Annotated in this window: 9 protein-coding genes; all 9 read right to left on the bottom strand. The window is 53.7% G+C overall.

Annotated features, from left to right (window positions below; all coding sequences use genetic code 11):
* Positions 1–22: 22 nt before the first annotated feature.
* Positions 23–1,387, bottom strand: coding sequence for a glucoamylase family protein (locus tag JXR92_RS02385; protein ID WP_138344657.1), 1,365 nt, complete (start codon positions 1,385–1,387; stop codon positions 23–25).
* 14 nt (positions 1,388–1,401) lie between these two features.
* Complete coding sequence (locus JXR92_RS02380) at positions 1,402–2,265, bottom strand: endonuclease/exonuclease/phosphatase family protein (RefSeq protein ID WP_117964738.1); 864 nt, start codon at positions 2,263–2,265, stop codon at positions 1,402–1,404.
* A gap of 39 nt (positions 2,266–2,304) precedes the next feature.
* Entirely contained in the window at positions 2,305–4,641 is a 2,337-nt protein-coding gene (gene bglX, locus JXR92_RS02375; protein WP_138344709.1) for a beta-glucosidase BglX, read from the bottom strand.
* Positions 4,642–4,956: 315 nt separating this feature from the next.
* Positions 4,957–6,477, bottom strand: coding sequence for a RagB/SusD family nutrient uptake outer membrane protein (locus tag JXR92_RS02370; protein WP_138344656.1), 1,521 nt, complete (start codon positions 6,475–6,477; stop codon positions 4,957–4,959).
* An 80-nt stretch (positions 6,478–6,557) separates the two neighbouring features.
* Positions 6,558–9,593 (bottom strand): SusC/RagA family TonB-linked outer membrane protein, encoded by a 3,036-nt coding sequence (locus JXR92_RS02365; protein ID WP_138344655.1) that lies wholly within the window; start codon positions 9,591–9,593, stop codon positions 6,558–6,560.
* 137 nt (positions 9,594–9,730) lie between these two features.
* Positions 9,731–12,022 (bottom strand): beta-glucosidase BglX, encoded by a 2,292-nt coding sequence (gene bglX, locus JXR92_RS02360; protein WP_138344654.1) that lies wholly within the window; start codon positions 12,020–12,022, stop codon positions 9,731–9,733.
* Between the two features lie 13 nt (positions 12,023–12,035).
* Positions 12,036–13,439 carry a glucoamylase family protein gene (locus JXR92_RS02355; protein ID WP_226791246.1) on the bottom strand — a complete coding sequence of 468 codons (1,404 nt, stop codon included), beginning with the start codon at positions 13,437–13,439 and terminating at the stop codon, positions 12,036–12,038.
* Positions 13,440–13,456: 17 nt separating this feature from the next.
* On the bottom strand, positions 13,457–15,556 hold the full coding sequence (locus JXR92_RS02350) for a family 43 glycosylhydrolase (protein ID WP_138344653.1): 2,100 nt from the start codon (positions 15,554–15,556) through the stop codon (positions 13,457–13,459).
* A 31-nt stretch (positions 15,557–15,587) separates the two neighbouring features.
* A complete protein-coding gene (locus JXR92_RS02345; RefSeq protein WP_117600229.1) occupies positions 15,588–17,084 on the bottom strand; it encodes a RagB/SusD family nutrient uptake outer membrane protein in 1,497 nt (498 codons plus the stop codon).
* Positions 17,085–17,087 lie beyond the last annotated feature (3 nt).

Here is a 17,087-nt window from a genome sequence, read left to right as displayed (position 1 = left end):
GGGGATTTTTTATGATAGTAACTTACTTGCTGACTGTTGAGAGCCCCAACTTCTTCAGCCCTTTCTGCACATCCGGATGGCTCATGAAGAGCTTCCACAGCAGCCCTGACCGATAATTCTCAATCATGACGGCTATCGGGCCCTGGTCAATGGCGAGGTAGCGCTGCGGAAACCAGTTGTCCGTTTCGCTGAAAGCATCGTAGAAGCCATAGGGGCCGAAGACCTTATCTCCCATCTCGTAGAGGTGGCGCATCACTTGCAACGACTGTTCCGGGGTATAGACGATGGATGACAAGGCGGCAGTTGGAGAGATGACTCCCTGGTCGTCGCGTTCGTTGGGAGCGTGGGCGGCATATCCGTTGACGGAGTAGCTGGCTGTCAGTCCCCAGCAGTCGGGCCCGAAACCTTTGTAGTGCTTGGGGTTGCGGACACAGTAGGCACGGTTCACAAGCGTCAGGTTACGCATCTCGTCGAAGTAGTTGGCGCAGTATTCATCCTTCAGCCCGATGGGGTCGAGGCCGAGGAACGAGTATTGTGCCCAGAAGAGCGGTCCGGCTTCTGTGCCTTGATAGCGCAGATGCAACTCGATATTCTCCACTTTATGAGGGTCTACAATGGCCCCGTTCTGCGCCCAGCCCTCGTGATAGACTGCTGCAGGCACGCCGTGGGTAGGCGAGGCGGCGGCAAGGATATACATGATGAGGCATTCGTTGTAACCGTGTACGGGAAAGTTCATTTCCCAACCGTATTCCGGACTCCAGTGCCAATAGAGCACGTTCTGGCCGTTTTGGCGGTAGAAGTTCCAGTCCACTTCGCGCCACAGCTTGTCGATGCGGGCGGCGAGGGCTTGCTCGGCGGGCGAACCGTCGATGTAGTACTGGTGGACGGAGAGCAGGGCCTGCATGATGAAGGCTGTTTCTACCAGGTCGCCGCCATTGTCTTTCTGCCCGAAAGGTTTCACTTTGCCCGTATCGCCATACCACCAGTGCGGGTAGGCACCGTGGAAACGGTCGGCGGTTTCGAGGAAGGAGACGATTTTCTCCATTCGTTCCAGCCCTTCCTGGCGGGTGACATAGCCGCGGTCTATACCGGCAAGTATAGCCATGATGCCGAAGCCGCTTCCGCCGGACGTGATTACGTTCTGGTCGTTCTCCGGATAGACACCGTCCATGTGGATGCGTTCGCGTGCCAGTCCGCTGTTGGGCTCGGCACCTTCCCAGAAGTAGTTGAAGGTGCGACGTTGCACGGTGTCCATCAGGGCATCGTCGCTCAGCCGGTCTTCTTTGGCGGCGGGGCTTTTGCATTGCGTGAAACCGAGCAACAGCAGGAACAATAATAAACTGTATTGTATTTTTATTGTACCAATGTTTACTTGTTTTTTTATCATTTACTTATCTATATTCATTGCACGGTCAATTCAACAAGTATAGGACAGTGGTCGGAAAGGTAGCTGTTCTCCGGTTTGTCTTGGATAACGCGGTAGCGGTCTATCTTTGCGCCTTTGGTCACGAAGACATAGTCCAGCAGTACGCGTTCCTCCACCGGCAGGCGGCCGAAGTCATGGAAAGACCAGGACGGACCGTAGGTGACGGCAGCTGTCTTTGCGGCATTTTCCATTCCTCCCTTTTCCAGCGTTTGCAGAGGTTCTTCACCGGGCGTACAGTTAAAGTCACCAGTGATGATGGCGGGCATGCCCGGTGCTATCTCCTTGATTTTGTCGAGAATGAGTTGCACGCCCTCTTTGCGGGCTGTCTTTCCGTCGTTGTCCAGATGGGTGTTGAAATATACAAACTTTTGTCCGTTGTTCTTTTCCTGCAGTATCGCCCAGGTGGTGACACGGTTGTAGGAAGCGTCCCAGCCCTTGATGCCGATAGTTTCGGGTTGCTCGCTGAGGGAGAAATTGCCGTATTCCACCAGTGTAAACCGGTCGGTCCGGAAGAATATCGGGCAGTATTCGCCTGCTTCCTTGCCGTCGTCGCGCCCCACGCCGAGTGCTGTGTATTGCGGCAGCCCGCGTTTCAGGTCTTCCATTTGGTTGTGAAGCACTTCCTGCATGCCCAGCAAGTCGGGGCTGTAGTAGGCTATCATACGGCAGGCGTCACCCTTGCGGTAATTCCAGTTGTTTACACTGTCCGAAGGAATATCCAGGCGGACATTGAACGTCATCACTTCCAGCGGCTGTCCGTTCTGTACGGAGGGCTGGCTCTTGCAGCTGCCAAGGAGCAGAATGCTGCAAAAACAAAGGAGTAAAGTAGTATATCTCATGTTTTCTTGTTTTTAGAGTGCAATATTAAATATTTTATTTTATTTCAGCGTCAGTCGGGCTGTCTTTTCTGCCTGGCTGCTGCCACCTATCATCACATCGAACTCTCCCGGTTCGGCCACGTGGTTGAGGTCGTAGTCGTAGAAGCGGAGCAGCTCAGGGGTAATCTTGAAGGATACGGTCTTGCTTTCGCCCGCTTTCAGGAACACCTTTTCAAAGCCTTTCAGCTCGCGTACGGGGCGGGTAATGCTGCCTACGAGGTCGCGGATATAGAGCTGCACGACTTCTGCGCCGTCACGCTTACCGGTATTGGTCACGGTGACTACGGCAGTGGTGGAGCCATTTTGCCCCATGACCGGGGTACTGAGGGCGATGTCGCTGTACTGGAAAGTGGTGTATGAGAGCCCGTATCCGAAGGGATACAGCGGTTCATTGTCCACATCCAGATAGTTGCTGCGGAACTTCTCGAACCAATTACCGGCAGCCAGCGGGCGACCGGTATTCTTGTGGTTGTAGAATAAAGGTATCTGCCCTACGTTCTTCGGGAAAGTCATGGTCAGCTTACCGCTTGGGTTCACGTCGCCGAACAGTACGTCGCCGATGGCGTATGCCGCTTCACTGCCACCGAACCATACGTTCAAGATAGCGGGCACATGTTCCTGCTCCCAGGTGAGCGTCAGCGGCCGGCCGGTGAAGAGGGTTAGTACAACGGGCTTTCCGGTCTTCAGCAAGGCCTCCAGCAGGGTGCGTTGCACGTCGGGGATGCCGAGGTCGGTACGGCTCGAGCTTTCACCGCTCATTTCGGAAGACTCGCCCAGGGCGGCTACAATCACGTCGGCACCGGAGGCCACCTTCAAAGCTTCGTCCAGCAGTTCCTTATCCGTACGGTTGTCCCGGCTCAGCGATCGGCCGAATAGGGTGGCGCGTTCCTCGTAGGCTACATCACCGATGAGGTTGCTGCCTTTGGCGTAGGTGATGTTCACCCGGCCGGCTGTCATCTCCTTCAGTCCTTCGTACAGAGAGGGATAGTCATCCAGGCGTGCGGCAACACTCCAGGTACCGGGCATGTTGCTGCGGGTATTGCCCAGAGGGCCGATGACGGCGACGGTGCCTTGCTTCTCTAAGGGAAGGACAGGACGAGAAGAATTCTTGCCTTGTCCCTCAAAAGGTTCGTTTTTCAGCAGCACAAAGCTTTCGGCGGCAATCCGGCGTGCGGCGTCGCGGTGCTCGCGCGTGAAGATGTCGCGTGCGGGACGGCTGAGGTCGCAGTATTTGTAAGGGTCATCAAACAGCCCTAACTTGTATTTCGCTTCAAGGATGCGGCGGCAGGCTGCATCCAGCGTCTTCATGGTTATTTTACCTTCGGTGAGCGACTTTTTCAACGTGCCCACGAAACCTTCGCTCACCATATCCATGTCCACACCGGCGTTGAGCGCACGGGCGGAAACGGTCTGCAGGTCACCGATGCCGTGCTCCACCATTTCGGAGATACCGGTAAAGTCGGTCACCACAAAACCGCTGAACCCCCATTGTTTGCGCAGCACGTCTGTCATCAGCCAGCGGTTGGCTGTGGCGGGCACACCGTCCACTTCGTTGAAAGAGGCCATTACACTGCCCACTCCGGCATGGACGGCTGCTTCATAGGGGTACATGTATTCGTTGAACATGCGGTTGCGGCTCATGTCTACGGTGTTGTAGTCGCGTCCGGCTTCTCCGGCACCGTACAGTGCGAAGTGCTTGACGCATGCCATGATTTCGTCGTTCCGTTTCAGTTGGTCGTCCGGGTCTTTCCCCTGATACCCCAACACCATGGCGCGGGCGATGGAACCTCCGAGGAACGGGTCTTCGCCCGACCCTTCGGATACACGTCCCCAGCGCGGGTCACGGCTGATGTCCACCATCGGGCTGAAGGTCCATGAGATGCCGTCGGCACTGGCTTCTGTGGCGGCGATGCGGGCAGACTGCTCGATGGCTGCCATATCCCACGTGCAGGAGAGGCCGAGGGGGATGGGAAAGATGGTCTCATAGCCATGTATCACATCCATGCCGAACAGCAGGGGGATGCCCAGGCGGGAGTTCTCTACGGCCAGTTTCTGTACGTCGCGTATCTTGGCTACTCCTTTCAGATTGAAAAGCCCTCCCACGAGCCCCTGCTCAATCTTCTTGGCCACGTCGCTGCTCTTTGCCTGACCGGTGGTGATCTCTCCGGTCACGGGCAGGTTGAGCTGGCCGATTTTCTCTTCCACAGTCATCCGGCGCATCAGTGCGTCGACGAAGCGGTCCATGTCCTGCGGAGACTTCTGCGCCTGCACGGTGGCGGTGACGCCTATTAAAGCGGTCGCGAGCAGCAGACTTGTTCTCTTGAAAATTTTCTTCATATTCATATTGAATTAATTGTTTGTAAGTATGTTCCCTTCATTGTTTTTAGATTGCCGTCACTCTATTGCAGTAGCGCTATGACTTCTTTGCAACGGTGTTGCAATTTCTCTGCAGTGATACTGCAAACGGTTTGCAGCGCTACTGCAACTGCTTTGCAGCGACACTGCAACTGTTGTGCAGTGCTACTGCAACACCTTTGCAGTGCCACTGCAAAAAGTTTGCAGCTCTTTGCAGTAGCAATGCTTTGATTGCAAGTAAGTTATGAAACAGACCTTTTGCCATTGATTGGGCCGGCTGTTTCCTTTGGCCGGGTATCAATAGTCGGGGTTCTGCACCAGTACTCCGTTCGATTTGTCTATCTCTGTCTGGGGCAGAGGCAGCAGCGCATTCTTGTCTTGGTAATTCTTTCCGGCAGCTTGCAGCACTTCTTTGGCAATGCCCCAGCGCACGAGGTCGTAGAAGCGGTCGGGTTCCAGTGCCAGCTCTACGCGGCGTTCGTGGCGAATAGCGTCACGCAGCACAGACTGGCTGGCAGATTCTACCTTCGGAAGCACGTCTGCCAGTGTGCCGCGGGCATGGGCGCGTACTTGTTCCAGATACCCGGCGGCTTCGCCCGTTAGCCCTTTCTCGTTGGCGGCTTCGGCAGCCATCAGTAACACGTCCGGGTAGCGGATGAGGCGGATGTTTACCCAGAAACCCATGCGGGTGTACTTGCGGCGCAGTGTCGGGTCCGTGTAGGCCTTCTTGTTGAAGTAGGCACCCATGGCGGTGGATACGGGTGACTCGCCATAAGGCTGGTTGGTGTTCTCCGGTGTGATGGGCTCGTCCGTGCTGCGGCGGAAGTAGAGCAATGTGGCGTTCCGGCGCGGGTCGCCCGGTTCAAAAGCTTCTCCCATCAGTTTGGTGGCCATGTGCCAGCCCCATCCCAGGTCCCACTCGCCGGCTCCGCGCACCCCTTGCACCTGGCAGAACTGGCTGCCGATGCTGGTATCCTCTTTCATGGCATCGGTGGCTTCGCATTGCAGTTCGAAGATGCTCTCACCGCAATTCTCCCCTTCTACGGTGAAGACTTTGTCGACCGGTGTATTCAGGTTGTAGATGCCCGACTTTATCACTTCGGTGGAGGCTGTGTACATATTGTCCCAATCGTTCCGCATCATATAGGTGCGTGCGTGCAGGGAGCGTGCGGCGCCCCAGGTCAGCCGTCCCGTATAGTCGCTGTCCCACCGCAGGGGCAGGCATTCTTCGGCTTCGGTCAGGTCTTTGTCAATCTGTTCGTATATCTTTTCCGCCGTGGTCTTGGGCACGTTGGCATCGGAGGCTTCCACTACCTTGATGGTGACCAGCGGCACTTCGCCAAAGGCGCGTACCAGGTTGAAGTAGCACCAGGCACGGAAAAAGAGCGCTTCGCCACGGTTGCGGATGGCTTCGGTGTCGTCCTTGTGTCCGCTCTTCTCAATGTCGTCCAGGATTTCGTTGCACTGGTAGATGATTTTGTAGTTCTGTCCCCAATAGGCACTGAGCGGCCCGTTGGAGGCAGTGTATTCGAAGTCGTCCCACATGGCGGCCTCGTTGCTGCCGTCGCCGGCATCACTGCCTTTCTCGGAGTCCTCGCTGCGCACCATGTGCACCATAAAAGCAGGAATACCGGCAGTGATGTCGTACGAGCGCATCAGGTAGTAGACGTTGAATATCTTCCCGCCTACAAGGGCGTTAGGAGAGTCATCTTCCGTGAACTGCCCCAGCGGGTCGCGGTCCAGGAAGTCGTTGCAGGATGTCAGTGAGAGGGCTGTTGCACCCACCAGCAATGTAAATATGTATTTTATCAGTTTCATAAATTTATATTTTTCATTCCCCGTTCCCTTTGAAGGAGTCGGGGGAGGTTTGAAGTTACTCTTTTTTAGGAGAGAGGCTTTTAGAACGTCAGATTAAATCCGAACGTATAAATCGCCGGCATCGGATAACTGCCGTCGTCCACCCCGAAGGCGATGGCGCTTCCGCCCAGTTCCGGGGTATATCCGGTGTTGTGCTTCCACGTCTTTAGGTTCTGTATGTTCACGTAGAGCTTCAGCGCCTGCATGCCTATCTTCGAAATCAGCGCCTTGTCGAAGTTGTATGCCAGCGACACGTTACGGATGCGGAAGAACGAGCCGTCCTCTATGTAATACTCGGAGTTCAGGTTGTTGATGGTATGCTTGGTGTTCAGAAGCGGCTGGGTGTTGCTGGTCCCTTCACCGTGCCAGCGGTCCATGCGTTGCTCCATAAAGTTGAACTGGCTCCAGTTGTAGTTGTCCCAGGTACGGTAAATCTGATTGCCGCCTTGTCCCATCATGTCTACTGCCAGCTCCCAGTTCTTGTAGCCCAGGCCGAGCGTGAAGCCGTAGGTGACATCGGGTGTAGGATTACCAATCATCGTACGGTCTGCCGTGGTGATTTCACCGTCACCGTTCACGTCGCGGAATTTCAGGTCGCCCGGGGTGACGGTTGCCAGTGTGTTCTTGGGAGAGTGCTCAATCTCCTCCTGGGTCTGGTAGACACCTTCCACCTTGTAGCCGTAGAAGTAGCCGATGGGGTATCCGGCCATTGTGTAGCTCTGCTGCTTGTCTCCGGCTATGATGGAATAGCCTTCCTGCACGAGGCTCAGTACCTTGTTCTTGATGGTGGCAAGGTTCATCCCCACGTTGTAGTTCCAGTCGCCTATCCGGTCGCGCCAGCTTAGGGCCAGCTCTACGCCCGAATTCTCGATGGAGCCGAGGTTTCCGATACCCGGTACGGTTCCGGAGATGCCCGGCACTTCGGCCAGCAGGTCTTTGGTTTTCTTCTTGTAGTACACGCCTTCAAAGTGCAGGCGGTTGCGGAGGAAGTTGGCTTCTGCACCGGCTTCCCAGGCTTCCACCTTCTCCCAGCGCAGTTTGGGGTTGGGCAGGTAGGCAAGCTGGTAGCCCGGATAGATGGCGGACGGGGTGCCGAACACGGCGGAGTAGGCATTCGTCAGCAACGGTTCGGCGGGATAGGCACGATCCAGGTTCTGGTTGCCCAGTGTGCCCCATGAACCTTTCAGTTTCAGCATGTCCAGCCAGGTGATGTCCTTCATCCATGCCTCCTCGCTCATCAGCCAGCCCAGGCCGACGGAGTAGAAGTTCTGCCATTGGTTGCCGGTGTAGGAAAAGGCGGAAGAGCCGTCCCGGCGGTAGGAGCCGTTGAACAGGTACTTGCCCTTGTAGTTGTAGAGGATACGTGCCAGTACGGACACGGTGGAACGTTCCCACTGCGTGCTGCCGTTGGTGGCGGTGGCTGCGTCGCCGATGCTGATGTACCATTTGTCGGGATTGTCCGGGATGACCAGACCTACTCCCTGGGTACGGGCGCCGTTCAGATTCTCGAGCTTGTTGTAGTAGGTGGTGAAACCGGCTGTGGCCGTCACGCTGTGGTCTCCCCAGGAGTTGGTGTAGGTCAGCAGATAGTCGTTCTGTACCTTCATTTCCGTCTCTTTGGCTTGGGACACTCCGGTCTTTCCGTTGCCCAGCGTGGCTATGTCTCCTTCGACGCTTGCGTCATATACCTGGATAACCGGGGTGTATGTCCGTGTGCTGTTCGAGGCATAGTCCAGGGAGAACATGGCCTTGAACTGGAAGTGTTTTAGGAAATCCCATTGGCCGTACACATTGCCCGAGCCACGGTAGTTCTCGGCTTTCGTGGTATTCGCCTTCAGGTCCACGTCCACCATCGGGTTGTTCATCTGTGCCTTCTGGAATCCGGGCAGTGAAGTGTAGAGGCCGTACTCGGAATTGAATACATGCGCCACCGGAGCTGCGCGCAGGGCCGTAGCCACACTCTTCGTGTCGGCGGGCAGCATGCGTGCCCCGTTGAATTGGAAACCTACCTTGAGGTTGTCCGTCACTTTATAGTCGTTGCTGATGTTCAGCGTGATTTTGCTGTACTTCTCGTGCTTGATATTGCCTTGTTCGTAAGCATAGCCCGCACCGAGATAGAAGCTGTTCTTATCCGAGGCACCCGTGATGCTGATGTTGTTGTTGGTGATGAACCCGGTCTGGAAGATTTCATCCTGCCAGTTGGTGTTTCCCGTCCAGTCCGAGAAGTTGTATTCCGGGTTGCCTTCATTCCTCAACTGTTCGTTGTACAGCAGTTTGAATCCTTCGGCATCCGTCAGTGCAATTTTGTCGGTGACGGACTTGAAACCGAACGAGCCGTTGATATTGATGCGTGTCTGTCCCTCTTTCGCCTTCTTGGTGGTGATGATAATCACACCGTTGGCACCGCGCACACCGAAGATGGCGAGCGACGACGGGTCTTTCAGTATCTCCATGGATTCGATGTCTTGCGGATTCAGGAAGTTGATATTGTCGTTGAACAGTCCGTCCACGACATAGAGTGGCTTGTAGCCGTTGATGGAGTTTGTTCCGCGTACACGGATTTCCGGGTCGGAGCCTGCCTTGCCGGAGTTTATCACCTGCACGCCGGCAATCTTGCCTTGTAGTGCGGATACGGGGTTGACCACCGGCTTGTTGGCGATTTCGTCGCCTTTAATGTTGGTGATGGAGCCCGTAAGGTCTCGCTTCTTGGCGCTGCCATAACCGATGACCACGGTTTCGGCCAGCATCTGCGAGTCGTCTTTCATCTGGACGTTGATTACCGACTGGCTGCCTACCTTGACAGCTTGCTTCACCATGCCTACATAGGAAAAATCCAATGTGTTCTCCGGGGTGGCCTGGATGGAGTACCGGCCGTCTATGTCGGTAATCACGCCATTGGAGGTTCCCTGCACCAATACGGTGGCACCAATCAGCGGGTCACCCAGGGCATCGGTCACGGTACCGGTTACTGTTTTCTCCTGCGCCGATGCGGCGGTACTTGCCAGCAGGCACACCGTCAGAAACAGGTTTCTCAGTCTTCCGGTTTTCTTCTTGGGAAGGTTTAGGTTCTTCTTCATTACATTGATTTTTTAGTGGATAAATCATTCAGTTTCTCCTCTGAACAATCAAAATGCAAAAAAGATTTGGTGACGGTGTTAAAAAAGGGCAGCCCGGTTCTTGCGGACTGCCCTCTTACCTAAAAGCAAAACTATACCTATTTCAACTCAAAACTCGTAGTCTTTACATCGCGGCTGTTGGGTCCAATCATTACGTGGAACTCGCCGGGTTCGTATACATACTGTATGTCGTAGTTGTAGAACTTCAGCAATTCGGGGGTAATGGTGAAGGTCACCTGCTTGCTTTCGCCTTTCTTCAGGTGGATGCGCTCGAAGCCTTTCAGCTCTTTCACGGGGCGGGTAATGCTGCCCACCAGGTCGCGGATATAGAGCTGTACGATTTCATCTGCATCGTAGTTGCCCGTATTGGTTACGGTTACGGAAGCGGTCAGCTTGCCGTCCGCATTCAGTTGCTTGGAGCTGAGCGTGATGTCACTGTATTGGAAGGTGGTGTAGCTCAAGCCATAGCCGAAGGGGTACAACGGGTCGTTACTCACATCCAGGTAGTTGCTGCGGAACTTCTCGAACCATTTGCCTTCTTTCAGAGGACGGCCGGTATTCTTGTGATTGTATGCCATAGGCAACTGGCCCACATTCTGTGGGAAAGTGGTGGTCAGCTTACCGCTGGGGCAAACGTCTCCGAACACTACGTCGGCAATGGCGTCGGCAGCTTCACTACCTCCGAACCATACATTCAGGATGGCGGGAACATTTTCATTCTCCCAAGTCAGCACTACGGGACGTCCGGAGAACAATACCAATACTACGGGCTTGCCCGTTTTCAGCAATGCTTCCAGCAGGTGGCGCTGTGCGTCCGGCATTTCCAGTTCGGAACGGCTGCTGCTCTCACCACTCATCTCGGAAGACTCGCCGAGGGCTGCTACGATGACATCGGCTTGTGCGGCTACTTTCAGGGCTTCGTCCAGCAGTTCTTGATCATTGCCACGGGGCAGTTCACGGCCGAACATCGTGGCGCGTGTCTGGTAGTCGGCATCGTACATCAGGTTGCTGCCTTGTGCATAGAGAATGTTGGCCTTGGAGCCGACAGAATTCTTGAAACCTTCCAGCAGGGTGCTGTATTTGTCTGCTGTGGCTGCCACACTCCAAGTGCCCGGCATGTTGGCACGGGTGTTGGCAAGTGGGCCAATCAAGGCGATGTTGCCTTTGCGTTGCAAGGGCAGTAGGTTGTCCTGGTTCTTCAGCAGCACGAATGTCTCTGTGGCAATCTGGCGGGCAATGGAGCGGTGCTCGGGAGTGAATACTTCTTTTTCGGCACGCTTCACGTCGCAGTATTTATACGGATTGGCAAACAGTCCCAGCTTGTATTTGGCTTCTAGGATGCGTCGGCAGGCTTTGTCAATGTCGGCCTCAGTCACTTTGCCTTCTTTCAGGGATTTCTCCAGTGTGCCGATAAATCCGTCGGCTACCATGTCCATGTCTGTTCCGGCGGTCAGGGCACGTGCGGATACTTCCTGCAGGTCGCCGATTCCGTGGTCTATCATTTCGGAGATGGCTGTATAGTCTGTCACCACGAAGCCGTCGAAGCCCCATTGGTTGCGCAGTACGTCGGTCAGCAACCAGTGGTTGGCAGTGGCGGGTACTCCGTCAATTTCATTGAAGGAGGTCATGGCACTACCTACGCCGGCCTCTATGGCAGCCTTGTAGGGAGGGAAGTATTCGTTGAACATACGGTTGCGGCTCATATCCACCGTGTTGTAGTCGCGGCCGGCCTCTCCGGCGCCATACAGTGCGAAGTGCTTTACGCAAGCCATTATCTCGTTGTTGGCACTCATATCCTTACCTTGATAGCCGCGAATCATGGCTTGTGCAATGGCTGAACCCAGGAATGGGTCTTCACCGTTGCCTTCGGATACGCGTCCCCAACGGGCATCGCGGCAGATGTCTACCATCGGGCTGAATGTCCAGCAGATACCGTCCGCACTTGATTCGATGGCAGCTATACGGGCCGATTTCTCTATGGCTTCCATGTCCCAGCTACACGAGAGTGCCAGGGGAATGGGGAATACTGTTTCGTAACCGTGAATCACGTCCATACCGAACAGCAAGGGGATGCCTAGGCGGCTGTTCTCTACGGCCAGTTTCTGTACTTCGCGGATGTTTTTCACACCTTTCAGGTTGAACAGACCGCCGACTTCACCGTTGCGGATTTTACTGGCAACGTCGCTACTCTTGGCTTGTCCGGTAACGATGTTTCCCGTCACCGGCAAATTGAGCTGACCGATTTTCTCGTGCAATGTCATTTTGCCCATCAACTCCGTAATGAACTTGTCCATGTCCTGCGGAGTGCCTTGGGGTGTGCTTTCTTTGGGCGTTGCCGTCACGGTGAGGGCAGAGAAAGCCAAGGCTGCTAATAATGAGTATTTCTTCATGCTATATAGAAAATTATTTAGATGCGATTTGTTGGAAGCCCAGCTTCTGCAGACCTTCCTGGATTTCGGGACAGCTCATGAAGAGTTTCCACAACAATCCGGTGCGATAGTTCTCGATCATCGGGGCAATGGTGCACTGGTCGATGGCCAGATAGCGGGGCACTGTCCAGTTGCTTGCTTCGGAGAAGGCATCGTAGAAACCGTACTTGCCCCAAATCCAGTCTCCTTTGGAATAGAAATACTTCAGCGCACGCATGGATTCCTCCGGTGTATAGGGGAAGCTGGACAAGGCTGCCGTCGGTGTGATGACGCCATGATCATTGTCACCCGGGCAATGGGCTGCATAGCCTTTGGTAGAGTAGCTGGCTGTAAGTCCCCAGCAGTCCTTGCCGTAGCCTTTGAAGTTCTTCGGGTTCTCCACGCAGTAGCGGTAGTTGGAGAGGGCATGGTTGCGCACCACGTTCCAGTAGTTGGCATAGCGGTCACTGAGATTACGCGGGTCCAGACCGATGTACGAGTATTGTGCCCAGAATAAGGGGCCGCCCAGTTTCTCGGCTCCGTTGTGTTTCAATTCCAAAGGCAGGCCGTAGGGGGCAGAGTCGGACTTGATACCGCCGCCGCGTGCCCAACCGTTGTGGTAGGCCGAAGCTGGAACGGGATAAGTAGGGGAGGAGGCTGCGAGCACATACACAATCAATGCCTCGTTGTAGCCTTCCAGCGGAAAGTTCATTTCCCAATTGTATTCGGGAGACCAGTGCCAGTAGATGACATCCTTGCCATTCTGATACCAGCTGAACTCCATCTCTTTCCACAATTGGTCAATCTTTTTTGCCAGTTTCTTTTCCTGCTCGTTACCGTCGCGGAAGTATTGGCGCACGCAAAGCAAGCTTTGCATCAGGAAGCAGCTTTCCACCAGGTCGCCGCCATTGTCCTTTTGTCCGAAAGGCTTCACCTCTCCGGTCGGACCGTACAGCCAGTGGGGCCATACGCCGTGGAAGCGGTCGGCGCGTTTCAGATAATCGGCAATTTGGGTCAGGCGCTTCACGCCTTCGGCTCTGGGGATAAAGCCACGCTCTATACCTACCAGCAGACCGGCAACACCGAATCCGCTGCCACCGATGGTGACGACGCTCTGGTCTTTCTCGGGATATTCTCCGTCTAGGTGAATGCGTTCGGGTGCCAGTCCGGAAACCGGTTCCGCACCGTCCCACATGTAGTTCAAATGTACCTTTTGGATGTAATCCAGCATTTCGTCATCCGAAGCGAATGATTCGGGACGTACTTCCTCTATGTCGGGCTTTTCTTCTTTTCCGTTCTCTTTCCCGCTTTCCTTCAGGTCGGAAGAGCAGGACGCGCAGCTTGCCAGTGTGGAAATTAGGAACAAAGCCAGCACATGTATCATTATTGGTTTTTTCATATCTTTATTTTTTGTGTTTAATTTTTTGTCGTCTTGCACAATGGCGAGCGTCCGTTTTCGTTCAGCGCTTCGACAGTGAAGTAATAGTCCGTGTCTGCATCCAGTCCGCGGAAGTCATATTCCGTCTGTCCCAGTACCGTGATGGCATTGTACATCTTGCCTTCGGCAGTGCCGTAGTAGATGTTGTAGCCATAAGCGCTTGCTTCGGGTTGCCAGGAGATAAGGGCATTCCGGCGGTCTTTCTTGTCACGTTTCACGGTCAGTCCTTTTATGGTTTGTGGGACATCACCGTCACCGTTTCCGAAGACGCGGAAACCGGACAAGGCGACATTTCCCGTAGGCATGTGTACATTCTCGTATTTCAGATAACGGGCATGCAACGGCTCGTTGAGTTCGATGTAGTCATGCGGACAATCCTTGTCACTGTCACTCTTGTCTATGACTAATGTCCATTCTTTTCCATCCTCGGAAGCAAAAATACGGTATTGGTGATAGATATCCATGGCACGGTTGTATTGGACCGCTTTATGGTCGTAGAAGTTCAATTGCACGGCACGTATATTCTTTGTACTGCCCAGGTCTATCCTAGCCCATTCGCCGGGATTACCGGAGCGTGCTGCCCAGTAGGTACGCATACTTTCGTCTGTCAGGTTGGAAGCTACGTGGATGCTGTCTGTGGAAGAAACCTCTACTGGCTTGCCGTAGGACAAAAGCATCCATCCCGTAAAGCGGTCTTCCGGATTCTTTATGTCCATCGGTTCCGCCCAGTTGGGGTAGTCACCGAAGGCAGTGGATGAATACATGGTACCATCCTTGTCGAAAGCCACAGGATAAAGACCGATGCGGCGTTCGAACTTATATTTCAGGGAGAGCATGCAGGTGGCGACATGCCAGTAATTGCCTTTCACGTCGCGGAACGTGCCTCCGTGACCGGCACCTTGCACATATCCTCCCGGCTTGTAGCACATCGGGTTATGCTTTTGATAGACAAACGGGCCCAGTGGGGAATCCGAAACATATACGCCGTCGGCATATACCTTGAATTCCGTACCCGGAGCGCCATATTGGAAATAATATTTGCCATTGTGCTTAGTCATGTAAGCACCCTCTGTAAATGGACGAAGCGTGACTTCGTCGTCATTGTTCATGCCGAAGCGTTCCCAGCCGTGTTCTTCAGGACGGAGCATCATGACGTCGTGAATCTTACTGATGGGGTAGAAATCATTCCGGTCCAGTTCCACTGCCTTTAGCGGGTATTCATTGCTGGAGCCATAATACATATATAGTCTGCCGTCATCGTCCAGGAACATGCAGGGGTCCCATGTGGGAAGCACATTCTTTTCGATGGCACGTTTGAAACGTCCCGTTTTGGGGTGTGTGCTGTACCACACGGCTAGACCTTCGTAAGTGGAGCCGGTATAGAACAGTGTATCACCGCTTACATAGGCTGCCGGCGCGCACTGGTCGTCATCTGTAGGCTTGCGCTGGAAGCTGGCAGGAACGAAATCCCAATCCACCAGATTCTTGGAATAGTGAAAACCGCCCTGGTTGGTGGAGAACAGAAAGTATTCTCCCTTGTATTCTACCGCCATTGGATCGGCGGAGGAACGGAACGAACCATTGGGGCGCACATTGTTGTTGAAAGGCTCGAAATTGTAACTGATGTTCATCGGATTGCAGAAGGTTCGCGACAGAGGCGCATGCGGGTCATACCATCGGGTCGCTTGAGCCGGACGGCGGATTGTGGTAGCCTGGTGTACCTCATTTTCCATTATCACCTCAATATGGGTTTCATCCAGTGCCAGGATTCTGTTCACTATCTTTTTTCCGGGATAGTAGACATACAGATGTACGTCATTCTTCGCTCCTTTGATGGCAAAGCTGCCGTCGTGGGCAGTGGTATTGTGCATGGGACTTGCAAAGAACATGACTGTAGCACCTTCAAGCGGTTGTCGGTTACTGTCCAATACGTGTCCTTTTACAATACGGTCTTGGGTCACAGTAATGTAGTAGTCGCTAACCTGCCCTTTCACAACTTTAATGGAATCATCCGTGGTTGCCTTTGCCGTCAGAGCGGCAAAGGCTATTCCACAGCTGATTAAGATTTTTCTTATCATGGTATGGATTTGGAATAAAGATTGCTTTGAATTAGTCAATCGGGTCGAGCTTCAGATCGGGAAGATCATCAAGCTGATTGGATGGAAGAGGCCAGTACGTCTTGGCTTCAGTCCAACCTTTCGGTCCGAGTTCTGCAGCTGCCTTTCCGGTACGAACCAGGTCGACATAACGGTTGCACCATTCATTGCAAAGTTCCATACGGCGTTCATCCAATACGTCATCCAATGTGACACCGCTTTTGGTAGGCATTTCAGCGCGTGCACGAACCAGATTATAGCCGTTGTCACCGTCTTTTCCTTGGCGAATCTTGGCTTCGGAGTTCATCAGTAACACTTCTGCATAACGGAAGATGCGCACGTTGTTGTTGGCACCGTAGTCAGTACGCGGTAAGGTCATCTGATTGTAGGGAAGATACGCCTTTCCATTCCAGCAGTCAGTCATGGTGCCGGATGTTGCACCGACTGTCCAGCCTTCACGGGTTTTCTGTCCGGCTCTCAGGAAGGAGGTTTCGGCACGTACGGTTTCGCCGCGTGCATCGGCCCATGCCACGAACTCTGGTTCATAGCCGATGAAGTTCCATCCGCCTAAGCTCGGTTCGGCACTGTTGGGGCTTGTTATGGTAGTTCCTTGGAACGGGAACCAATTGTCAACGCCCAGATAGTCTCCTGAGCCGTTGCCATAGTCGGTCACTTGGCACTCGAATAAGGACTCGTCACACAACTTTCCTGGAATCTTGAACAGATTATAGAAGTCGGGATATAGAGAGAAGTTGCCGTTATTGATGATGTCGTCCGTCAAGGTTTCAACTTGTGCATAGTCTCCCTTCAAGAGGTAAATCTTGGCAGCCAGCATTTCGGCGGTAAAGGCTGTCACTGCGCCTTTATGCTCCATCTGGTTGGGACGCATACGGGGTAGTTTCTCCATTGCGTAATTCAAATCCTCCTCCAGCATATAGTCATATACTGAATTTACATTGGAACGACGGAAATCAGTCTGGTAGTTGTCTCTGTAGATTACAATAGGTCCGAAGTTGGTAACCAACTGATAGTAAGCCCATGCACGAATGGTGCGTACTTCTCCGCAATAGGTCTCATACGAAGTGTAGTCGTTGCTTCCGGGGGTCAGGTATTGGGCATAACCGTTAAGGGACTCCAGGGCTGAGTTGGCTGTACGGATAATTTCGTAGAAAGTGACCCAAACATTATTGAGCGCCCAGAAAGAGTTCGTATAATTGAAGTGGCGGCCGAAATCTACGGCTGCTCCCTGGTCATCTGTACGCCCTGACCATACGTCACCGTCACGAGTGAACATGATCAGTGCATTGGCCCAGTGCATGGCTGATGTGCGCACTTTGGAATACACGCCGACAACGGGTTGATACATGTTGCCCGTATTGGTGAAGTCCACGCTTTGTTCCGGTACCTTGTTTTCCGGATCGATGTTGATGAAATCGGAACAAGCAGTCGTACTACCCAGCAGCATCATTGCCGGGAGGATATATGCTAATGTTTTCTTTATGAATTTCATTGT

It is taken from the genome of Bacteroides parvus, from assembly GCF_017309675.2.
In the GTDB taxonomy this organism is placed as follows: Bacteria; Bacteroidota; Bacteroidia; order Bacteroidales; family Bacteroidaceae; genus Bacteroides; species Bacteroides uniformis.
Note: the sequence above shows the minus strand (reverse complement) of the source record. Positions and strands in the feature narration are given on the sequence as shown.